The 21,044-nt window shown below is 41.5% G+C and carries 24 protein-coding genes, 1 tRNA gene, 1 other RNA gene and 1 riboswitch; of the genes, 12 read left to right on the top strand and 14 right to left on the bottom strand.

The annotated features are described in order from the left end of the window. Positions 1 to 10 precede the first annotated feature (10 nt). The gene (locus ECA01S_RS02460) at positions 11 to 550 is read left to right on the top strand and encodes a P-loop NTPase family protein (RefSeq protein ID WP_067390528.1); all 540 of its coding nucleotides are present in this window, start codon (positions 11 to 13) and stop codon (positions 548 to 550) included. 110 nt (positions 551 to 660) lie between these two features. On the opposite strand, the gene ECA01S_RS02455 is transcribed toward ECA01S_RS02460, so the two are convergent. The 4 genes from ECA01S_RS02455 to ECA01S_RS02440 form a co-directional block, all read right to left on the bottom strand. Next, positions 661 to 1,365, bottom strand: coding sequence for a histidine phosphatase family protein (locus ECA01S_RS02455; protein ID WP_067391113.1), 705 nt, complete (start codon positions 1,363 to 1,365; stop codon positions 661 to 663). 185 nt (positions 1,366 to 1,550) lie between these two features. After that, positions 1,551 to 2,183 carry an MBL fold metallo-hydrolase gene (locus tag ECA01S_RS02450; RefSeq protein WP_067390525.1) on the bottom strand — a complete coding sequence of 211 codons (633 nt, stop codon included), beginning with the start codon at positions 2,181 to 2,183 and terminating at the stop codon, positions 1,551 to 1,553. Positions 2,184 to 2,264: 81 nt separating this feature from the next. Further along, positions 2,265 to 3,011: a MerR family transcriptional regulator gene (locus ECA01S_RS02445; protein ID WP_067390522.1), complete on the bottom strand. Its 747-nt coding sequence runs from the start codon at positions 3,009 to 3,011 to the stop codon at positions 2,265 to 2,267. Between the two features lie 283 nt (positions 3,012 to 3,294). Beyond that, positions 3,295 to 3,846 carry a guanylate kinase gene (locus ECA01S_RS02440; RefSeq protein WP_067390519.1) on the bottom strand — a complete coding sequence of 184 codons (552 nt, stop codon included), beginning with the start codon at positions 3,844 to 3,846 and terminating at the stop codon, positions 3,295 to 3,297. Positions 3,847 to 3,943: 97 nt separating this feature from the next. On the opposite strand from ECA01S_RS02440, the gene ECA01S_RS02435 reads away from it, so the two are divergent. Beyond that, the gene (locus tag ECA01S_RS02435; RefSeq protein ID WP_067390516.1) at positions 3,944 to 4,303 is read left to right on the top strand and encodes a phage holin family protein; all 360 of its coding nucleotides are present in this window, start codon (positions 3,944 to 3,946) and stop codon (positions 4,301 to 4,303) included. Between the two features lie 123 nt (positions 4,304 to 4,426). Further along, positions 4,427 to 6,754: an ATP-dependent DNA helicase gene (locus tag ECA01S_RS02430; protein WP_067390513.1), complete on the top strand. Its 2,328-nt coding sequence runs from the start codon at positions 4,427 to 4,429 to the stop codon at positions 6,752 to 6,754. 64 nt (positions 6,755 to 6,818) lie between these two features. On the opposite strand, the gene ECA01S_RS02425 is transcribed toward ECA01S_RS02430, so the two are convergent. Continuing rightward, positions 6,819 to 7,643, bottom strand: a complete 825-nt coding sequence (locus ECA01S_RS02425) for a class I SAM-dependent methyltransferase (protein ID WP_067390510.1) — start codon at positions 7,641 to 7,643, stop codon at positions 6,819 to 6,821. Between the two features lie 99 nt (positions 7,644 to 7,742). Between ECA01S_RS02425 and ECA01S_RS02420 the strand changes: the two genes are divergently transcribed. The 5 genes from ECA01S_RS02420 (at position 7,743) to ECA01S_RS02400 (ending at position 11,841) form a co-directional block, all read left to right on the top strand. Continuing rightward, positions 7,743 to 9,044, top strand: coding sequence for a Y-family DNA polymerase (locus ECA01S_RS02420; protein ID WP_067390507.1), 1,302 nt, complete (start codon positions 7,743 to 7,745; stop codon positions 9,042 to 9,044). Continuing rightward, a complete protein-coding gene (locus ECA01S_RS02415; RefSeq protein ID WP_245631188.1) occupies positions 9,041 to 9,412 on the top strand; it encodes a hypothetical protein in 372 nt (123 codons plus the stop codon). Before ECA01S_RS02420 ends, ECA01S_RS02415 begins: the two co-directional genes overlap by 4 nt. Positions 9,413 to 9,458: 46 nt before the next feature. Then, a riboswitch (Fluoride riboswitch) is annotated at positions 9,459 to 9,520 on the top strand. Positions 9,521 to 9,595: 75 nt separating this feature from the next. Then, complete coding sequence (gene eno / locus ECA01S_RS02410; protein ID WP_067390504.1) at positions 9,596 to 10,867, top strand: phosphopyruvate hydratase; 1,272 nt, start codon at positions 9,596 to 9,598, stop codon at positions 10,865 to 10,867. Between the two features lie 234 nt (positions 10,868 to 11,101). Continuing rightward, positions 11,102 to 11,515: a GNAT family N-acetyltransferase gene (locus tag ECA01S_RS02405; protein WP_067390501.1), complete on the top strand. Its 414-nt coding sequence runs from the start codon at positions 11,102 to 11,104 to the stop codon at positions 11,513 to 11,515. Between the two features lie 89 nt (positions 11,516 to 11,604). Continuing rightward, positions 11,605 to 11,841, top strand: coding sequence for a hypothetical protein (locus tag ECA01S_RS02400; RefSeq protein ID WP_067390498.1), 237 nt, complete (start codon positions 11,605 to 11,607; stop codon positions 11,839 to 11,841). Between the two features lie 151 nt (positions 11,842 to 11,992). Here the strand turns inward: ECA01S_RS02400 and ECA01S_RS02395 are convergent, their stop codons facing one another. The 6 genes from ECA01S_RS02395 to ECA01S_RS14300 all read right to left on the bottom strand — a co-directional run bounded on the left by ECA01S_RS02395 (position 11,993) and on the right by ECA01S_RS14300 (position 14,279). Next, positions 11,993 to 12,358, bottom strand: coding sequence for a fluoride efflux transporter FluC (locus ECA01S_RS02395; protein ID WP_067390495.1), 366 nt, complete (start codon positions 12,356 to 12,358; stop codon positions 11,993 to 11,995). A gap of 15 nt (positions 12,359 to 12,373) precedes the next feature. Continuing rightward, entirely contained in the window at positions 12,374 to 12,751 is a 378-nt protein-coding gene (locus ECA01S_RS02390; protein ID WP_067390491.1) for a fluoride efflux transporter FluC, read from the bottom strand. Positions 12,752 to 12,762: 11 nt separating this feature from the next. Next, positions 12,763 to 13,371: a DUF190 domain-containing protein gene (locus ECA01S_RS02385; RefSeq protein ID WP_067390487.1), complete on the bottom strand. Its 609-nt coding sequence runs from the start codon at positions 13,369 to 13,371 to the stop codon at positions 12,763 to 12,765. Between the two features lie 132 nt (positions 13,372 to 13,503). After that, positions 13,504 to 13,585: transfer RNA gene (locus ECA01S_RS02380), tRNA-Leu, on the bottom strand. Between the two features lie 57 nt (positions 13,586 to 13,642). Then, positions 13,643 to 13,870, bottom strand: a complete 228-nt coding sequence (locus ECA01S_RS02375) for a hypothetical protein (RefSeq protein WP_067391107.1) — start codon at positions 13,868 to 13,870, stop codon at positions 13,643 to 13,645. 259 nt (positions 13,871 to 14,129) lie between these two features. Then, the gene (locus ECA01S_RS14300) at positions 14,130 to 14,279 is read right to left on the bottom strand and encodes a hypothetical protein (protein WP_169792746.1); all 150 of its coding nucleotides are present in this window, start codon (positions 14,277 to 14,279) and stop codon (positions 14,130 to 14,132) included. 238 nt (positions 14,280 to 14,517) lie between these two features. Between ECA01S_RS14300 and ECA01S_RS02370 the strand changes: the two genes are divergently transcribed. Both ECA01S_RS02370 and ECA01S_RS02365 read left to right on the top strand, forming a co-directional pair. Next, positions 14,518 to 14,916, top strand: coding sequence for a pyridoxamine 5'-phosphate oxidase family protein (locus tag ECA01S_RS02370; protein ID WP_067390485.1), 399 nt, complete (start codon positions 14,518 to 14,520; stop codon positions 14,914 to 14,916). A gap of 12 nt (positions 14,917 to 14,928) precedes the next feature. Next, entirely contained in the window at positions 14,929 to 15,216 is a 288-nt protein-coding gene (locus ECA01S_RS02365) for a hypothetical protein (RefSeq protein WP_067390482.1), read from the top strand. Between the two features lie 129 nt (positions 15,217 to 15,345). Here the strand turns inward: ECA01S_RS02365 and ECA01S_RS02360 are convergent, their stop codons facing one another. Next, a complete protein-coding gene (locus ECA01S_RS02360; protein ID WP_067390479.1) occupies positions 15,346 to 16,038 on the bottom strand; it encodes a YoaK family protein in 693 nt (230 codons plus the stop codon). Between the two features lie 93 nt (positions 16,039 to 16,131). Beyond that, a complete protein-coding gene (locus tag ECA01S_RS02355) occupies positions 16,132 to 16,317 on the bottom strand; it encodes a hypothetical protein (protein WP_067390477.1) in 186 nt (61 codons plus the stop codon). Positions 16,318 to 16,549: 232 nt separating this feature from the next. Here ECA01S_RS02355 and ssrA point away from each other — a divergent pair. After that, positions 16,550 to 16,917: a transfer-messenger RNA gene (ssrA, locus tag ECA01S_RS02350) on the top strand. Positions 16,918 to 17,278: 361 nt separating this feature from the next. Here ssrA and ECA01S_RS02345 read toward each other — a convergent pair. Continuing rightward, positions 17,279 to 17,887 (bottom strand): TetR/AcrR family transcriptional regulator, encoded by a 609-nt coding sequence (locus ECA01S_RS02345; protein WP_067391104.1) that lies wholly within the window; start codon positions 17,885 to 17,887, stop codon positions 17,279 to 17,281. 147 nt (positions 17,888 to 18,034) lie between these two features. Here ECA01S_RS02345 and ECA01S_RS02340 point away from each other — a divergent pair, with 147 nt between their 5' ends. Further along, positions 18,035 to 21,031 (top strand): YhgE/Pip domain-containing protein, encoded by a 2,997-nt coding sequence (locus tag ECA01S_RS02340; RefSeq protein WP_067390474.1) that lies wholly within the window; start codon positions 18,035 to 18,037, stop codon positions 21,029 to 21,031. Positions 21,032 to 21,044 lie beyond the last annotated feature (13 nt).

Below are 21,044 nucleotides of genomic sequence, written 5' to 3'. Positions count from 1 at the left end.
GCGGGTCAGCATGAAAATCATCGTGATTGGTCAAAGCGGTGCCGGAAAATCTACCATGACGAGAGAGTTACAGCAGTTATTAGCAGTGCCGGTATTACATTTAGATCGTATTTGGCATAGGCTAGAAGCAACAGAAGCTGGCCGAGCAGTCTTTTTAGCGGAGCAACAAAGCTTTATGAAAAACCACGGAGAGTGGATCATAGATGGCAATTATCGTGGTACGATGGGGCCAAGGATGCAGGCGGCGGATACCATTATCTGGTTACAAATCTCCCGACCACAAGCGGTACTGCGGGTGATTAAACGGTCGCTAGCAACACGTTTTTTAGGGAAAAAGCGGGAGGATATGGCTTCAGTCTTTACTGAAAAATTTGACCGTGAATACCTAGCTTTTTTAAAATTCATCTGGAATTTCCCTAAGCAATCTTATCCAGGTATTGAGGAACTATTGCAACGCCATGGCACCGGCAAGCAACTGATAATTTTGCGTTCGCCTAAAGAACAGGTACGCTTTTTAGCAAAATGGAAAGACACATACCAACACCGTTAAACGAAGGTCGGCTTGTTAGCTGACTTCCTAAGTGTGGGGATGTGTCTTTTTCTTTACATAAAAGATGCTGGTGAGGACCACCAACATCAAAAAGGCTAGAATTTTAAAAGTTAACGGAGTAAATCTTCTGAAATACGGCGACCACGATTCAGATAGCGCATATCATTGACGCTGGCAATCGTAAACTTGCCATTTTCATAGTGTAATTTGGTCACAGAACCATTTTCTAGGCCAATCTGCATCGGCATGGTTTCGTCAATCAATGATAATAAGAAAGAAATCGTTAAGCCGTGGGAAACCACCAATACTTTACCGCCACCGTTTTTTTCACGTTTATGAGCGATATCTTCAAAACCAGTCCAAATACGTTCACGAATCCGTTCGTAAGGTTCAGCCCAGCCGGCTGTATCCGCCTGTTGGATCGCATCGGCTAAATTTTGGTAAGAAATTCGTTTTTCCATCATGTCATCATAATTTTTAAAGGCGAGAATCCGTGGCACCACGCCCCATAATTCACCGTCGTAACCGCCATCCAGGCTGCCAAAACACCATTCGCGGATTCGTTTATCAATGGCATACGGGATTTTTTTACCGTGACGTTCCCCTAAAATGATACGGGTCGTTTCAATCGCGCGGCCGCTATCACTGGAATAGGCTTCTTCAAAATCATAGTCTTGTAGGCCTAATCCTAAGTAATGAATGGCTTTTTCGCCGTCCTTAGTCAATGGGGTATCAGACCAGCCTTGTGTGCGGCCAATCGCATTGAACATCGTTTTACCGTGACGCACGACATATAATGTTGTCTTTTCCATCAAAACACATCCTTTCAAATCAAAACTCCTTACTATTATTGTAGCAGATTTGAAAAGCGGTGGACACTGAAAATGAACGGTCGTTCTGAAAAGTGTTTGTTTCAAGTAGCGAATCTCTTAAGCAAAAAAGCGTCTAAAGTCATCATTCAGTTGAATGAACTTTAGACGCTTTAAGAGCATAGCTAGAATTATTGATTTTGGAAAAAAGGATTGGTGCGTTTTTCATGCTCAATCGTAGTGGCTTCACCATGTCCTGGGTAAGCTGGAAATTCATCTGGTAGTGTGAACAGATAGGTTCTGATACTATGCAACAATTGCTGCATGTCGCCGGTATGCAAATCGGTTCGCCCAATACTGCCACGGAAAAGAGCGTCGCCTGTCACCACAAAGTCGTCAAAAACAAAGCTGACACTGCCGATGGAATGGCCGGGTGTGGGGACTACTGAAAAATGCATACCACCTAAAGTATAATCATTCATTTCAAATTCAAATTCCGCTGGTGCCACGATGATATTAGGAATATCGTCATGTCGACCTAAACCGGAGAGATTCAAAATCGGATCGCCCAGCCAAGCTTGTTCTAAAGGACTGACGTACACCGGGATTTCGTAATGGTGGCGCAGACCTTCCACAGCGCCAATGTGGTCATAATGGGTATGCGTTAGTAAAATTGCCACGGGTTTACGCCCAATTTTTTCAATTTCTCGTTGTAGTTTCTCTGGTTCAGCACCAGGATCAATAATTAGTAGTGCCTCGTCGTTATAGACCAAATAACAATTTTCTTGAATTGGTCCCGTTTTGATTTGTAGAATCTCTAACATTCTTATCGCCTCCGCCTTCAGTATAACGGAAAAGTGAGGCAGGATACAGCCTTTCTGCTTAAGAAAAGGCGCAGGAGATTTTTAGGCGTAGTAGTGAATCGCCGCGACTAATTTTTGCGTTGCACCTACTTGATTTTTGTCATAGTAAGCAGTAAAGCGTTCGTCGGCTAAATACATATCCGCTAAGCCTTTGTGAGCAGCGGCATCATAACGACCCCAGCTCATGCTTAACCACTCCTTGTGGGCTTGGAATAAGGATTCTGCCTCAGTGGAGGGAATCACTAATTGCTCCGCATTTCTTAATAGTTGGTCGATTTTTTGACTTAATGCTTCAAAGTGAGCATATTGTTCTTCGGTCATATTAAGCATTTGGGCATTTGCCTGGTTTACAGAGGCCTCGCCGTACTTTTCGCGAATCTCTTCGCCGTATTGCTCCTCATTTTTCGTGACTAGTTCTTGTTTAAACGCTTGAAATTTTTCTTGATCTGTCATTGTTTTCTGTCCTTTCTTGGCCGCAATGGTTTCGTCTACCAGCTTTAGCAGCTGCTCTAAATGCATTTTTTGCTGGGATAATTGGCGGCGATGTTGTTGCAAAAGGGTCAGCTCATCGTGATTTTGCGCTAGTAGGTCTTTTATTTCTTCCAGCTTGATTCCTAATTCACGAAAGAAAAGAATCTGCTGCAGTCGATCGACTTCCTTTGTTCCGTAAATTCGGTAGCCATTGGCACTGAGCCGTTTCGGCGCTAGCAAACCGATTTGATCATAGTAGCGCAGTGTCCGACTGGAGACCCCGGCCAGCTTTGCAAGTTGTTGGATCGTGTAATCCATCGCATTCCCTCCTGACAAGAACTAGTTTAGACCTTGACGCAACGTCAAGGTCAAGCATTTTTTTATGAGTGTGTAGGAATATTCTGAATAATCTAATTCTATGAAAACAATGTGCAAATTATTTTTCATTCTTTCAAAGCCTTTAATAGCAGCTTAAGAATCGCCTGTTATTCTTAACTCATCCAAAAAATCCAAATTTCAATCCTTTGTCCTTGCCTTTTATGGCAAGGTCTTTTTTTGTCCATTTATCGGACTAACTATTTGTGAAATAATGAGTTAGTCGTTATTGATATTGTTGAATAATCCCTTTCGTTGTCTGAATCAGCTCTGGTAAGGGTCGGCTAGCATCTAGACGGTACAGCTGGGAAATAGCTAACTGTTCCACTTGCTGCTGTTCAGCTAATAAGGTGGAAAGCCGGGCCGCAATCTGTTTTGGCTCATCGCCACGTGCCTGCATGCGAGCTTCAGCCACCGTTAGCGGTAGCTCCAAGAAAAAAGTCACCAGCTGTTTATCAAGTTTTCTAGCTAAGGCTTGCACACCAGGGACCGTCAAAACGGCCGTTCCGTGGTCATGAGCTAAATGATTTAGAATATCCTGCCAAGCAATTCCGTAAAGATGGTGATGGTAATGATCAAACTCTGCCAATGCTTCGTTGTCTATCAGCCGTTGAAAGGAAGTTGGCGTTTCAAAATAATAATCTACGCCGTCTTTTTCACCAATTCGCGGTGGTCGGGTAGTATGGGTAATGATTTTTTGATCTTTTCGGAAACAGGCCTGAGCTAGCGACGTCTTACCAGCACCGCTAGGCCCCGTAAAAGCAAAGAGATAGTGCATGCAATCAGCTCCTTTTGTTCATTATACCGAGCTTACTTAAGGAGAGGTAACACTTTGCCTTCTTTTCACGTATTAACAGTGAAGGGAGTTGAAGTGGATGAAAATAATCGACTTATCTAATTGTTCGCTATGTTACATTTTAGCCCTGATTTGTCTGGCAATGATCGTGGACTTTTTATCAGGCATGTGGGTGGCAAAAAGACAGAAATGTTTTGAATCTGGGAAAGGTATCAACGGCATCTTACGCAAACTAGCGAGTATTTTTCTGCTATTATTCTTCTGGCCAGTGGCACATTTGATCCCAGCTGGAGCGGGGGTAGCGTTACTTTACACGTTTTATCTAGGCTACCTGTTGATGGAAATTCAGTCGATTTTAGAAAACTACCGAGCTTTAGGGATTGATATCAAAGCCTTTCAATGGTTTTTGGATCAATTTAAAACACACTTTAAAAAATAGCATAACGATAGCAGAACCGCTTATTCGGATAGGAAGGGTCTGGGACATAGCTTTTTGAGTCATGTTCCCAGACCCTTTACTTGTGTTCACAAACCCTTATAATGGAACGGAAGAGGTGAGTAGATGAAGACAAATCGCGTCTCGGTGAAGCAATTGGTAGAATTTGTTCTTCGTAAAGGGAGTATCGACCAACGTCACCGTAGTGAACATACTGCCTTGGAAGGGGCGCGGATCCACCGCAAACTTCAGAAGGAAGCCGGAGCGGGCTATCAAAAAGAAGTCAAGCTGGCGAAAACAGTCCAGTTGAATGGCAAGGAGCTCATTTTAGAAGGCCGTGCCGATGGGATTATTACGGAAGCTGAGGGAATCGTGATTGATGAGATCAAAACCTCAGAGCCGGCTTTTGAGGATTTGCTACCGGAGCAGGTAGACCTTTTCTGGTATCAGGCCATGGTTTATGGTCATCTCTATGCGGAAGCTGAAGGACTAAGTGATATCACGATCCAATTGACCTATTTTCAAACGACGGAGGAAAAAATCACACGTCAGCGTCGGCACTATCAAGCGGCTGAATTGGCTGTCTTTTTCCAGGATACTTTAGATAAATATGAAGAATGGTTGATTTTTCAACAAGAATGGCGCAAGATTCGGAATCAGTCGATGCAAAGCTTGACATTTCCTTATGACGAGTACCGCAAAGGCCAGCGGGAGTTGGCGGTAGCTGCCTACAAAACAATTTTGACGGAACGCAAGTTGTTTGTCGAGGCACCTACAGGTACGGGCAAGACGATCTCAACGATGTTTCCGGCAGTTAAGGCGATGGGAGAAGAACAATTTGAACGTTTTTTCTACCTCACAGCTAAAACCATTACCCGTCAAGTTGCAGAGGACGCAGCAGAAGCCTTAGCACGTCGAGGTATGCGTATGAAAAGCGTGACCTTGACGGCCAAAGACAAAATCTGTTTCATGGATGAGCGCATCTGTACACCAGATTACTGTCCCTATGCTAATGGTTATTACGACCGCTTGAATGAAGGCTTATGGGATTTATTGCACCACGAAGATCAATTCACCCGGCCGATCATTGAGACCTATGCCCGCAAGCATCAGCTTTGTCCTTTTGAATTGTCCTTAGATGTGTCATTGTGGTGTGACGCCATTGTAGGGGATTATAATTATCTCTTTGATCCGACTGTTTATCTGCGGCGTTTCTTTGAAGAAGAGAACAAGGAGAATGTGTTTTTAATTGATGAGGTCCATAATTTGGTGGACCGTTCCCGCAATATGTATTCTGCTAGTTTAAATAAAAGTCTCTTTCTGCAGATCAAGAAAGTCATGAAGGATTACCCTAAAATCACCCGCAGCTTAAATAAAATCAATCAAGTATTTTTGCAGATGCGAGATGTCTTGGCAGAAAAAGATTTTATCCGTCAAAAAGAACCCGTAACGAGTCTAGTTGACGCTGTCTACCGCTTTACCGAAAAAGCCAAAGAGTGGTTGGCTGAATATCCTGAAGCCCCGCAACAAGAAGAAATGTTAGGCTTGTATTTTGAGTGTTTAAATTATGTCAAAATCAGTGAACTCTATGATGATCATTATGTGACCTATATTGAAAAGACCAGCTATGATCTGATCATCAAGCAATTTTGTATTGATCCTTCTTATCTCTTGGCTCAGTCTTTAAATAAAGGCAAGGCGGCCATTTTATTTTCGGCAAGCTTGTCTCCCATCAGCTATTACCAAGATATTTTAGGGGGCGGGGCTGAAGCTCTCGGCTACAGGTTATCCAGTCCCTTTCCACCAGAGCACCAATTAGTTTTAGTTGAGGGGATTAAAACGACCTATCACTATCGCCAGCAAAATATTCCGCAAATCGTCGCAAGTTTAGAGGCGCTAGTCACAGCTAAAAAGGGCAATTACTTATTTTTCTTTCCTTCTTACCGCTTTATGGATGAGGTCTACGAAGTCTTTAGCGCCCAATCAGATGCACGTATTTTACTACAAGATACGAAAATGAATGAGGAGGAACGAGAAAACTTTCTTGCACAATTTCAAGCAGAGCCTACTGAAACTACCATTGGTTTTTGTGTCTTAGGCGGTATTTTTTCTGAAGGAATCGACTTGCGAGGGACTCGTTTGATTGGAACAGCTATCGTCAGTGTCGGCTTACCGCAAATCAGTGAAGAGCAAAATCTAATCAAGGAATATTATGATGAGAGTCGCCAAGGATTTCAATATGCCTATCAAATCCCTGGCATGAATAAAGTCCTGCAAGCAGCTGGCCGCGTGATTCGGGATACGCAGGACCAGGGAGTTGTACTGCTATTAGATGAACGGTTTTTAAGCCCCAATTATCGACAATATTTGCCACCCCATTGGCAATTACAACCAGTTAAAGGTGCTGCGGAAATTCAACAACAAGCCCGCCACTTTTGGCAGCATAATTCTTAATAGGAAAAGCGCGCGACGGTCTAGTAACGAAGACAATCGCGCGCTTTTTAAGTTATCGCTAGAATCAAGTTCGGTGGGCTCGTAATGCGAAAGTCCCTAGGCTTTCGACTGCTGGTGCCTCATATTGTTGGAGCAAATGCAGTTGCTGCAACAAGGTAAAACGATATTTTTCTGGGACAGTCAGCGTTTGAATCAGCTGGGTGCCCTCAGCCTGCAGGTAGCCAACTTCCCAACTACCATCTTGTAAGGAAGTTTCCTCGAAATAAGTGAGGTGTTGTTCCGTGAAGTCTAGCTTTTCCAGTAGTTGCTGAAAATCTGCTGGTAAAAAGAGTGTGCGGATATTACTTTCACTAGTGTCCCGAAAAGCCTCAATTTGCGCCTGTAATAAGACGGCTTGGTAGTGAGGGATCTGCGCTTGGCGTGTGACAGCTAACTGCCACTCAGCAATATAGAATGCTTTAGTCCAAGGAGCAACTGTTGTTAATAGACGCTCTAATAAAGCCGCATCTTGGAAATACCACGAGGCGTGACTGATGACGATACCATCGAAGGATGCTGGTGGAAAATCCCAGGTGCCATCAGTGACATCTGTTTCTAAATGGAAATCAATTTGTGGGCCTAAAGCAGAGTGTTTTAAAGCTTGTTGGGATTCACCTAGAGTTAATGGTGCACCATAATCACCAGCTGCCGTATCTACGGCTACCACTTTCCCCGTTTTACCGACAAAGGCGGCTAAAACCGCCGTCATATCACCTTGACCAGCACCGATTTCTAAAAGACGCATGCCTGGCTCAAGCTGCCAAGCTTCGGCTAATTGGATGCGGTAGCGCGTTTGAATCTGTTGAATCTCACTTTTATCAGGCATAGCTGCCATAATTTTTTCAAACATTTCATCACCTCTTTTTAAGTATAACAGAGAATTTAAGCTTTTGTTCGCTTTACAAAACCGAACGTATGTTTGTATAATGGATTCGAAGGAGTGGGAGCGATGGATGAATACAACTATGCAGAAGAACCGCGCCGGGATGTTTTTTGTATTGATGTGAAGAGCTTCTTTGCCTCTGTCGAGTGTGTGCAACGAGGCTGGGATCCTTTGACGAAAATGTTGGTAGTCATGAGCTACGCGGAAAATGCTGGTGGCTTGGTTTTGGCTTCGTCCCCAGAAGCTAAAAAACAGTTAGGAATCAGTAATGTGACTCGTAAGTATGCCTTGCCAGATCATCCAGATCTGGTGATTGTGCCACCCCGCATGAGCCTCTATTTGTCAGAAAATGAACGCATCAATCAGATTTATCAAGAGTATGTGGCAAATGAGGATTTACATATCTATTCGATTGACGAGAGCTTTTTAGATGTGACTGCCAGTTATCATCTCTTTGCAGAAAGTCCCAAAGCATTGGCACGGCTAATCCAGCAACGGATTAAACGAGAGACCGGGCTCGTGGTGACGATTGGGATTGGCGACAATCCTTTATTGGCAAAGTTAGCCTTGGATAATGGTGCAAAACATAGTCCGGAATTTATTGCCGAATGGCGCTATCAAGACGTCCCGCAAACGGTGTGGCAGATTGATCCGATTACGGAGATGTGGGGCATCGGTTCGCGGATGGCGAAACGCTTGGCGCGTATTGGCATTGAGACCGTCAATGACTTGGCGCATTATCCGGTGGCTCGTTTGCGTGATTCACTGGGCGTCATAGGTGAACAGCTTCACGCTCATGCTTGGGGGATCGACCGCAGCCGCGTGCCCCAAAAAGTTGCAGCCAAGGAAAAGTCTTTTGGTAATTCACAAGTCTTGACTCGTGATTATAGTCGCCAAGGAGAAATTGAAATCGTGATTCGTGAGATTGCCGATCAAGTGGCGAGCCGCTTGCGCAAGCATCACTGCCAAACTGAATGCGTTCATTTGTATATTGGCTTTTCTAAAGGGTATCAACAAACGCAAGGTGGATTTTCTCATCAGTTAAAAATCCCCTTAACGAACCAAAGTATTCAGTTGGGCGAATATTGTGTACACCTATTTCGCCAGCATTGGCAAAAACAGGCAATTCGTCATATTGGCATTAGTTGTTCCAAATTATCTTTTCATGGGAACTTACAGCTTGATCTTTTTTCTGACCCAGAAGAGGCAATCCGAAAAGCACAGCTAGATGAACTGATTGACCGGATTCGGCAAAAATATGGATACGTCGCCTTGATCCACGCGAACTCATTATTACCTGGGGGGACGGCCATTAGCCGAGTGAATTTGGTGGGAGGACATGCCGGTGGAATGGAGGGGTTACAGTGAGTAATTTAGAAGAACATTTCAAACACTATCAGGACCGAGGAATGGTCAAATGGGCGGGCTTTTATCTGTCTGAACACTCAGCACAGATGGAGCGAGCAGAAGCGTTTGACTATCCGGAACAACACCCGCGCATGAGTCAGGCTGATATCGAAGCTTGTTTAGAAAAGGCCTTAACGAAAGATTTACAGATTCGTCTACAGAAAGAGGAAGTAGATTTGGAAGGTCATTATCGCCCAGATTTAGTGGGGAAAATTACGGGTTATGATGAAGAAGGGCTGTATATTGCCCGCCAGCAAGTCAGGTATGATGAGATTCGTTTTGTTCAGATCGAGGCTTTTCACAAATGGAGTGCAACGGAGGCAGAATAAGTTTGAGGGCTCTTAGTTGCTAAAAAAAATCTTTCGCGCTATCATATTTCTTGTAAGGGATGGTGCTCCCGATAACCGCTAAAATTAGCTGATGGCGCCTGTTGTAAGATAAGTTTTTTTGTGCTGGACGTACAAGAGTTTATCTAACAGCAGGCGCTTTTTATATTTAAGGAGGAGAACAACATGACAGTAGTAATTGAACAAGTAAAAGCCCGGGAAATTTTTGATTCACGTGGCAATCCAACCGTGGAAGCAGATGTCATTTTATCAGATGGTACTTTAGGCCGGGCCGAAGTGCCAAGTGGTGCTTCAACAGGTGACCGTGAAGCCGTTGAACTACGCGATGGTGGTGACCGTCTACAAGGTAAAGGCGTTTCAAAAGCAGTGAATAATGTGAATACTGAAATCAATGAAGCGTTAAAAGGTGTTTCGCCTTTTGATCAAGCCAATGTCGATCATATTATGATTGAATTAGACGGTACTCCCAACAAAGGCCGTTTAGGTGCTAATGCGATTTTAGGTGTTTCCATGGCAGTTGCCCGCGCCGCCGCCGCTAGCCAAGGAATTCCGTTATACCGCTACTTAGGTGGTGTGGATTTAGAATTGCCACAACCCTTCTTTAATGTAATCAATGGTGGTGTCCATGCTGATTCTGGCATCGACGTGCAAGAATTTTTGATCACGCCAGTTGAACGTAAGAGCTTCCGCGATGGCGTTGAAAAAGTAGCCAATATTTATCATACCTTGAAAAAAATCTTGGCTGATGCTGGCTATGAAACAGCTGTCGGCGATGAAGGAGGCTTTGCACCAAAATTACCTTCTACAGAGGCCGCTATTGAAACCTTGATCAAAGCGATTGAAACAGCAGGCTATCAACCAGGTACTGAAATTGCGATTGCCTTAGACCCAGCTTCTAGTGAATTTTATTCAGATGAAACGCACAAATACACGTTTGAAGGCAAAGAAATGTCCTCTGACGAAATGTTGGCTTATTACCAAGATTTAGTTAAAAAATATCCCGCTGTTATTTCTATTGAAGATGGTTTCTCTGAACATGATTGGGACGGCTTTAAGAAACAAACTGAAGTCATGGGGAAAGAAATTCAATTAGTAGGAGACGACATTTTTGTAACCAATCCTAAGATTTTTAAGGAAGGAATCGAAAAAGGAGTGGCTAACGCGATTCTGATTAAGCTCAACCAAATTGGCACCGTTTCTGAATCAATTGATGCCATTAAAATGGCGCGGGCGAATGGCTATAACACGATGATTTCTCACCGTTCTGGTGAAACCGGGGATACCTTTATTGCGGACTTCGCCGTGGCGATGAATGCAGGTCAAATCAAGACTGGTTCAATGGCCCGTAGTGAACGAGTTGAAAAATACAACCAATTCTTACGGATTGAAGAAGAACTAGCCGGCTATGCTGGCTTAGCACGGTTCCCTAAAAAATAAAGAGCGTTTGTGACAATTGCTTAAGGAAAAACAGTTTGAAATAACGAAAAAATCGTTTATTTCAAACTGTTTTTTTGCGGCCGTAAGCATAGGTAGCGGATATGTTTTTAATAGTATTCAACCGTGGTACTAATGTTAATGTAAAATATAAGTTATAGCTAATTGCTATATTGTAATCTAATGAGAATTGTTATACTCAGAGTATAAAGGTAAATTTAGTAAAGGAATGGGCGTATGGAGATTCGTAAAGCGGAAGAGAAAGATATAACCACTTTGAATAGGCTGGATGTACATGTTACAGAAACAAAGTTGGATGAATTGGTTTTATTGGAACAAGTATATGTGGTTACTGAAGGGGAAAAAATTGTTGGTTGGTTAAGATACAATTTTTTCTGGGATGAAATTCCATTTATGAATATGCTGTTTTTTGATGAAGCCTATCGAGGAAAAGGATATGGAACGAGGTTGGTTTGTAGATGGGAAGAAGATATGAAAATGAAAGGGTATAAAGAGGTTATGACCTCGACTGTAGCTGAAGAAACTGCCCAACATTTTTATTATAGCTTAGGATATCATTCGATTGGTGGATTTACATTATCAGGAACTGAGTATGAGTTGATTTTATGTAAGCAATTTCGGAAAAGTTAAATTCCATTCTGTAAAACTATATGATTATTCCCAGGTGAAATCTTGATCCCTCATTACCTGAAGGCAATGGACGTGCTACTCGAATTTGGATGAATCAGATATTGAAGAAAGAAATAGGACAAATTGTAGATTGGAATGAAGGAGATAAAGACAGGTATCTTTCAGCAATGATTATTAGCCCTGTGAATGACCTGCCCATTAAAGAATTATTGAAAGCTGCCTTAACAAACAAAATTGATGACCTTGAAACATTCTTTAAGGGGATTGTGCCAGCTATTATTATGAAGGATATACTGAATTCAAAACAGAGGATTTGTAATCAGTAGGAATCTAAGCAATAAATAGTTTAAAAAGGATAGACGTATAGAAAAACAAGACTGACTCAAAATTACTGTTGGTTTTGAGTCCGTCTTGTTTTTCATGTGAAGATAATCTAAAAACGTCATAGAAAGTTTGCCGGTAAGCTTTCCATGACGTTTATTGGTGTAGCCATGTTCCAAGTAAAATTCCTAAAAAGGAGCTGGCAAGTCCGCCACAAAAACTGCCGGCAAAATAAAGCATAAAGCGGCGATGATCTTGCCGTTGCAACAAGCTGAGTAATTCAAAATTAAAGGTGGAGAAGGTGGTATAGCCACCTAAAGCCCCGACCCCCAAACCGTGATAAATGGAATCGGAAAAGTGCATAGCAAACAATAAGCCTAGCAAAAAGCTCCCACTGATATTCGTTAAAAATGTTGCTAAGGGAAATTTCGTATGAAGTATTCGATTCATGAATTGACTCAAGCCATAGCGGCTCATGGCACCAACACTAGCGCCAAGACCGACAAAAATAAATTCCCACATTTTCCCAAGACCTCCTTAATGACGGACACTGCTGGGAAAACGAACCAGTGTACCTAAATAGACAAATAGCAAACCACCTAATAAACTAATGGCAGCATAGAGAAAAGCTGCCCCGTATTGATGGACTAATAGAAGGGCGTTGACATCTAGCGCAAACGAAGAGAAGGTAGTGAGACTGCCAACAAAGCCCGTACCCACACCTAAAATCAGACGCTCACTTGCCTTCTTGGAGACGAGATAATTTTTGGCTAAAAAAGTAAACAGAAAACAGCCTAATAGATTGATGGCTAATGTCGGTAAGGGAAAATCACCAATTTTAGGAATCCACATACCTAAAAAATAGCGAAGATTCCCACCTAAAAAACCAAATAAAGCAACAATTAGGTAATTCATCTTACTTCACCTCAAGCTTTCATGACAGGTTCGTAGAAAAGTTCACCGTCAGCCTTCAGTAAATCCTTTAAGCCAGCGATGATGGTGGTTAGATTTTCAGCTAGAACAATAGATTGGATGACCCAAGGTGTGTACTCAGAGTCTGCCAATACCGGCTCGTGAAACACATGGTCCCGTCCACAACCAGCAAGGCCTTTAAAGGCGGTAGACCATAAAGCGTTCTGCTCTTTCAAATAAGCTAAGATTTCTTCATAGCGTTCCTTTTTGAAAAGATGTTCCTTTTCTTTAAAATAAATCGTCAAAGCATAGTGGGTTGCCTCCATTTTACTTCCTCCTATCACCATTACTGGTAGTTGTTCACCGAAAGCTGCTTTCAAGTCTGTAAGGATTTCAGTCTGATCTTCCTTGTTTACGATTGTGTCTAATACCACCAACGACTGGTTGAAAGCTTCGTCCTCAAGGATGGGGTAGTTGAGAGCACCCTGTCCGAGGACATAGTAATCACTGGCATACATTGTGAAACCAGCATTGTCTCGTGCGCCAAACAATTGTAAAGCTTTCAAGGCGGCAGAAGAATCTTCGCTAGTGCTAGGCATAATCGCCCGGATAAGAATCGTCATAAGGCCACATCCTTTCTGATATAACACCATTTTAGCGTAAAACAGCAAAAAACGTCTATCGCACGCATACGATAGACGTCGTCAATCTTTTTACAGATAGTTTGCAGGGAACGTCATCCCTTGTTTAAATAATGCGGAAGATGGGAGTTGAACCCACACGAGCTAAGCTCACACGCGCCTGAAGCGTGCGCGTCTGCCATTCCGCCACTTCCGCAAGTCTTACGACTACTTTGTATATTCTAGACAACTGTTATGCGATTGTCAAACGAAATTAACTAAAGAAGCAATCTGCGACAACTGGCGCTTTAATCTCAGAATATTTAGCAACGACTTTCCCAAATTTTTCCATAATCGTGTCATAGTCAACACCATCATATTTCTCAACACAAATAACCACACAGTTATCCATTTTTTTCACTACTTCACCGACAACAGTCCGCTGTAATCCTACCGGCTGACACTCGTATTTTTTCCCTAATGCAATTGTTTCTTTGTTCAATTTTAACACTTCCTTCATTGGATTTTAATTTTCCTGTTGAAAGTATAATAGCATATTCATTATAATGATAAAAGCGATAACTTTTGTTATATTTAATTTATTTTTAATTTTATCATAAAACTAAAGAAACAGCGGGAAATCAAGGATTTGGTCACCTATAAATACGTTTAAGGGCACAAAAAAAGAGGTATCTGTGAGAATTTTTTCCTACAGATACCTCTATCGGGTTGAACTAGCTTCCTCCATTAGAGATTACTCCTTAATATGATTTTTTTAGTTCTGCCACTGCTTGTTCGATCGTAGCGCCGTAGCCAACACGTGCTTCATCATGGATATCAATTGCCATAAATAATTGATGCGTTGTGTCTAATGCAATACGATAAGTTTGAGCATAAGTTGTATAAGTCATCTTCAATTCTCCTTTCAATAGTTGGTCCGAAAGGTTTGCCGATAACGAAATTCCACTATTAAGATTAGCACCATGTAGAAAAACTTGCAACTAATATGGCTTACATGTTGTTACAAAACACTTTATTTTACAAAAGAATACACCAATGATGCGAAACGGTTACATTCTGACAAAAGTTTGATTTCGTTATTTAGACAGAGGGGCAATAATGTTATAATGTGCAAAAGGGGTGCTGTCCATGAATACCTATGAAACCATGCATAAACTGATTCAGATTAGTCAGACGTTTTTGATTTCTACGATAGATGTTCGCGGCTTTCCTACAACGATTGTCGTGTCGCCACCTTTACAGCGGGATGGGATTCAAATGATGACATTTTATTTGAACGGCAACGGCGAAAGTGTTGAAAATATTATTCGTGATGGTAAGGGATCTGTTTGTTGTTACCGGGAAAAAAGTTATCAGAGTTTATCCTTGAAGGGCAAGTTTTCGATTCGTCCGTTTTCAGAAGAAGATCGCGCATTATTGAATCAATACCAGTTGAAATTAGATCATGAGGAACCTGTAACCGTGGTGTTTGAAACAATGATTGCAAAAGTCCATGCGGAAGGGCGCACGGTCAATCTGGTCTTATAGGAAGTGAAGTAGATGTTTACAGAAGAGGATTTTTTAGAGGTAGGTCTAAATGTCGTGATACTCCCTGCAGACGGGACATTATATTTCGGCTATTTGCGAGAACTCCCAACAATTACAGCCGAAGGCAATAGCCGCGGTGAAGTTTTACAGAAATTAGGGATGATTTACGCGGCTTACCGCGCAAGACTATTAGAAGAAAATGAGCAAGAAGAGAAAACGCTGGCGCTCTCGATGGAGGAATTACTACGCTACTATGATGGCGAGACCTTTGACGGCTTCTTATGGCAACCAGAAGAATAACAACTTGCAAAAAACAGCCATGACAGACTGATTACCATGATCCATTGTTGGAGTCGTAGTCAGTTCTTTACGGCTGTTTTTTTATGATGAGTAAAAGACGCACTTTAAACGAGGTATAGGATGCATCGTTTAACGCAGCGCAGGATTGGTACGATAAAAACGCCAAACTTGAATAGTCTGACTCACTGCTAAAGCACCCAGCAGGAATGAAATCAGTAAAATCGCATTTTTACCCCATAAGTGGTAGCAAAAGACCGAAAGAATCACACCTAAAATAAAACTCACAACGACCCACACGTAGTGGCGGAAAGTATGGAACGCCTCTTGGTCACCGGTGGCTAAATAATCATAAAGATTAGTGGCAACACCTTTTAAATTACCAGTAGTAAAGAGGTTGGTATAAGCACGGCCCTCGATTTTATCAAAGGTAACCCATTGAATAGAAGCAGTAAAAGCAATCAGAATCGTGACTAAAGCCGGATGCTGGTTGATCCAGCTTAAGCTTAGTAAGGCGAAGAGAATTGCTTCATAATATAAAATAAACAAACGCCAATAGGGAATCTGTTTTTCTTGAAAATAATGGCTTAAAAACTTTGCCAGAAAGATACCTAGGAAAAAGAACAGAGTGCTTAATAATTTTTTACCAACACTAAGCCATTCTCCATCAAACCCTTGAATAATCGCTAAAACAAGATTGCCTGTTTGGGCGGAGGCGAAGGCGTCAAAATGAATGTAGGTATAACCATCCAGGGCACCACCCACCAAGCTTAAAAGCAAACCCACCGAACGAGCTTCATGAAATTTATGCTGCAACTTTATCATCTCCCCGTCCTATCCTAGCACTTATTTTCTGAAAATGAAATGCAACAACAAAAAAGAGTACAAAAAAACGAGAGTTTCCTCTCGTTCGCATGACTATTTCTGTGAAGCCGTTCTGACTTTCCGCTTATTTTGCAAAGTGAACCATAATGTCGCACTAACTCCGAGTAACAACACACAAAGAAAAACCACAGTACCAAAATTTGCCTCTGCTACATTCTTAATGATGAGTGCCAATAAGACACCCGCTGCAAAAAGATATAGCAGCCAATCGTCAACCATTCCCAATCATGCTCCTTGTCTTTTGATGTCTACACCATAACGCGCCCGCCGACTAAAATCAAGTCATATCCTACTTTTTGTGAGATTTTAAACTAGTTGTAACATTCAAGCCAAAAAATCCTTATTTCACACGAAAAATCTTGTAGATTTTGGTGGAAGAAGGGTACAAGTCTTTCCCAACTAAGGAGTTATGTGGTATACTTGTTTCTGCTCGATAAGAGTATTCTGTATTGGGGCCGTTATGGATTCGACAGGCGGTGTTTGATCCGGGATTGCGCTTCGAAGGTTACGTCTTCGTTAAAACGTTACAGTTAAATATAACTGCTAAAAAACAAAACTTTTCTTACGCTTTAGCTGCCTAAAAACAGTTAGCGTAGATCCTTCCGGCATCGCCCATGTGCTCGGGTAAGGGTCTCAAATTTAGTGGGATACGTTTTAACTTTCCGTCTGCAAGTTAAAAAAGAGATCATCAGACTAGCAAAACAGAATGCCTGTCACTCGGCAAGCTGGTGCGCGAATCCTTAAATGAGTTGACTATGAGCGTAGATATCTCGGCGGCAAGCCGTTTGGACAGGGGTTCAAATCCCCTCGGCTCCATTTATGATTGAAGTAGTTTGGAATCACATTTTGTTTGTGATTTTGAATTACTTCTTTTTTTGAAAATTTGACAGCCACTTTGCCAGCCACGATTTAAAGAATGGCGGCGTATCAGCGTTTTAGACGCATATAACTGACTCCCCTCGGCTCCATAAAAATTTCAAATGCTGCTAGCAACAAAAAAAGGATGAGACCAATTGGCTTCATCCTTTTTGTTTGCGGTGAATTTTCAGAAAAATTTTTGTTCAGCTAGAAAACAAAAGGAGTCCCCTGGAATAAAGCTTCTGAGTTACATTTATTTGGATGCTAAATCTGTTAGTGTTGAATCAAGCACTCTTAATTCATATAATGCAACGCTTAACATCTATAAAAGACTTAGCGGTCCTACGATGCGTGCGGATGAAATGATTTCACTGATTTTTTCAGGTGATTCCTCCATGCCTTTTTCCATCCAATACAATATGATTTCAGCTGATGTATCGAAGAGAATAATAGATAGATAGTCCTCTGGTACATCGGGAAATTTACTTTTCAGCTGAGGATAATAGTCTTGAAGAAAATATGATAATAATTCACGAATCGCATTTTTTAATTCTGTTGCAAAATGTGGGTCACCATGTTTGCCAAGTAGCATCATGACGACTTCTTTTTCATTCTCAGCATGTTTGATTGCTTCGACCAGATCTTTGTAGTCGATAAAGACAGTTTGATTACCGGATAAATCAATAGAGCTTGGATAAAGTTTCTTGTCTTTGACACTCTCGATAAAGAAATAGATATTTCTTTCCCGCAGTTCTAAAATCAAGTCATCAATATCTTGATAGTGTAAATAGAAGGTTGAGCGATTGATTGAAGCAGTTCGACACAACTCGGAAACAGTCACATCACGAATAAACTTTATTTTAGATAATTTGATCAATGCTTGATAAATTTTTTTCTTTGTTTGATTTTTTTTGAAATTCTGCTCCGCCATCATATTTTCCCTCCAAATCGACAAAGGATAAAAATCTGTTGGTTGACTATCCTTTTACCTGATTATATAATTTCCGAGATTACAAATCAACATGTTGTTGTTTTGTTTTCGCTAAGTAAAAGAAAGAATCAGAAAGAGGGTAAAGTTATGGTAAAACAAGAATGGCGAGCATTGATCAAAAATAAATTTCTTTTAATCGTCTTAGGAATAATCGGTTTGATTCCGGCATTGTACAACCTAATCTTTTTAGGTGGACTGTGGAATCCTTACGGAAATCTTGATCATTTGCCGGTTGCGGTGGTCAATCAAGATCAACCGATTACCTATCGAGGCAAACAGCTTGCCATTGGTGAAAATCTAACCAAAAAATTAAAACAAACTGCGGCTTTAGACTTTCATTTCGTCTCTAAAGAAGAAGGGCAAAAGGGAATCGAAAAAGGAAAATATTATATGATTGTAACGATTCCAGCAAACTTTTCAAAAAATGCAACGACTATATTAAATGATCATCCAAAAGAAATGCAGATCGATTATCAAACCTCTCAAGGCACTAATTTGACGGCGGCTAAGATGTCAGATTCTGCGATGATGCAGATAAAAGATCAAGTATCTACTCAAGTGACTCAGATGTATAGCGAAACATTACTTTCAGAGTTTGGTAAAGTTGGTACTGGTATGAAAATCGCAGCAAATGGTGGAGGAAAACTGTATGAAGGAACCGCAAAGCTGAATACAGCAAGTCAGGTACTTTCGGATAATTTAATAAAACTGGCATCCAGTTCATTGAAATTTTCTGACGGGAGCAAAATATTGAGCAAAGGACTTCAACAATATATCATTGGCGCTGAAAAAGTGAATGCTGGCGCGAAAAAAATGAATAGTGGAGTTGGTGCCTTAGCTGAAAAAGTACCAGAATTATCTAATGGGCTTGGACGACTAGCTGATGGTTCTCAAACACTTGCAACAGGAGTCAATCAATATACAAATGGGGTTAGCACAGTGGCAAACGGCTCAGCAAACTTAACGCAAGGTATTGATCAGTTAGCTGGAAAGCTACCTACTCTTGCTATAGGTGTTGACCAGCTAGTAAATGGTTCGCAGACGTTGAAAACAGGAGTAGACCAATACGTCAATGGAGTCCAATCAGTCAGTGGCGGCTCTCAGGAAGTTTCGGATGGACTGCAGGTCTTAGCTTCAAAAACCAATCAGCTACCGCAGCAAGTTCAGTCTTTGCATGAAGGAACTGAAAAGTTAGTGGCTAGTCTAAACAATGTTCAAATGTCAGAGATGGAAAAGAATCAGCTGATTGCTTATACAGATAATGTCGAGAGTTATCTTGCACAGGTCGTTAAAACTTTGGAAACGACTGATTTAAGTAGTTTAAGCAACCTTACCCAAGTTGCTGATCTTGTGACGGAGCTTTCTAATCAGATGAATAACGTATCAGAAAATGTTTCTGAGCTGAGCCAGCAGATTGAAACCAAAAGACAGACACTTATGGATAACTACCAAACAGATTTAACCACCAATGCGAACGCCGTCGTTGCGGCGTTATTGACAAGCGGTGTGACATTGGATGAAGATCAAAAAAATTTGGTTTTATCGACGATGCAAGGGCAAAGCAGCCAAACCTTAAATACTATCCATCAATTATCTGTCGATACTACCCAGCTTTCCGCTTCACTAGCTACTCAAAAGCAAGTGTTAGAAGATTTATCAAACAGTCTTGCGGCGGTACAGCAAATCCCGGTTGCGCAAATCGCTAAAGTGAAAGCAGGCGCAGACCAGCTGACTCAAGTGAGCGAGACTGCCAGCGTAGGAATTGAAAAAGCAGTGAACGGACTTTATGATATCGCTAGTCAAGCTGTTCTTGGAATTCAAAAAATCAATCGAGGAACCAAGGCACTTGATAGCAGTGTGCCAACTCTGGTGGCAAGTATTCATCAGTTAGCAGACGGAAGCAAACAAGTTACTCAGGGTTCAAAGAAATTAGTCGAACAAGGAGCCACAATTAGTCAGGGACTAGGGAAGTTAACAAACGGGATCGGAGATTTACAGCTAAAAACGCCTACTCTAAGTGAGGGTGTTAATCAATTATCCCAAGGTGCACATCAGCTGACTGATGGTGCAAATTACCTAAATAAAAAATCAACAGAACTTACTCGTGGTTCAAAACAGCTGACAGCTGGCTTAAAGCAAGTGACACAGAAACTTCCTGCTTTAGGGGATGGTGTGTTTGCCTTACAAAATGGTTCAGTACAATTAGTCAATGGAACTGGGCAGTTAGTAGCAAATGGCGAGAAATTAGTATCTGGTGCTCAGCAGTTAGACAATGGTTCCCAACAAATTTCTACAGGTAGTTCGCAACTTTCTACTGGAGAGAAACAAGTTCAGCAATCCTTAGAGAAAATAGGAGATGGCTTACACTCAATAACTACTCAATTGGACTCTGGTGCTGAAAAAATCAAACAGGTTAACACGAAAAAGGATGCTGCCATTGCAATAGCAAAACCTGTAAGTACTACGCACAAAGACCTTGACACCGTGGCGAACAATGGAACTGCCATGGCTCCCTACATGATGTCTGTCGCCTTATTCATCGGCACGATAACTTTCAATCTGTTATTTGATGCATTTACGCCAAAGAAAAAACCAACCACTGGTGTAGCATGGTGGGCAAGCAAAGCATCAATTTTAGGAGCTGTGGGTATTTTTCAAGCTCTAATGGTTTATTTCGTCTTGACGGTCTTTTTAGGTATGGAAGTTTTACATCCAGTCAAAGTGATTTTATTTAGTGTCTTGGTTTCTGTGACGTTTATGTCAATTGTCACTTTATTCAATTTACTATTAGGAAAGTTAGGCTCATTTTTAATGCTTATCTTCATGATAATCCAATTGGCCAGCTCTGGGGGGACATACCCCATTGAGTTAAGTAGTGCTTTCTATCGCACTATTAATCCATTCTTGCCAATGACTTATTCAATCCGCGCATTGCGTGAGGGAATATCAATTGGTGGTTCGCTAATGTTTGAAACCTGCTTATTTATCATATTATTGATTGCCAGCAATCTATTGATGATTATCTTCTTTTCAAAAAAGAAAAATCATCCGATTGCATTTGATGAAGAAATGTCAGAAGTTTGATAGAAATCTTTTT

Origin of the sequence: Enterococcus canis NBRC 100695 (assembly GCF_001544375.1) — a bacterium.
In the GTDB taxonomy this organism is placed as follows: Bacteria; Bacillota; Bacilli; order Lactobacillales; family Enterococcaceae; genus Enterococcus_H; species Enterococcus_H canis.
The sequence above is the reverse complement of the archived record's forward strand: the minus strand, read 5'-3'. Positions and strand labels throughout refer to the sequence as shown.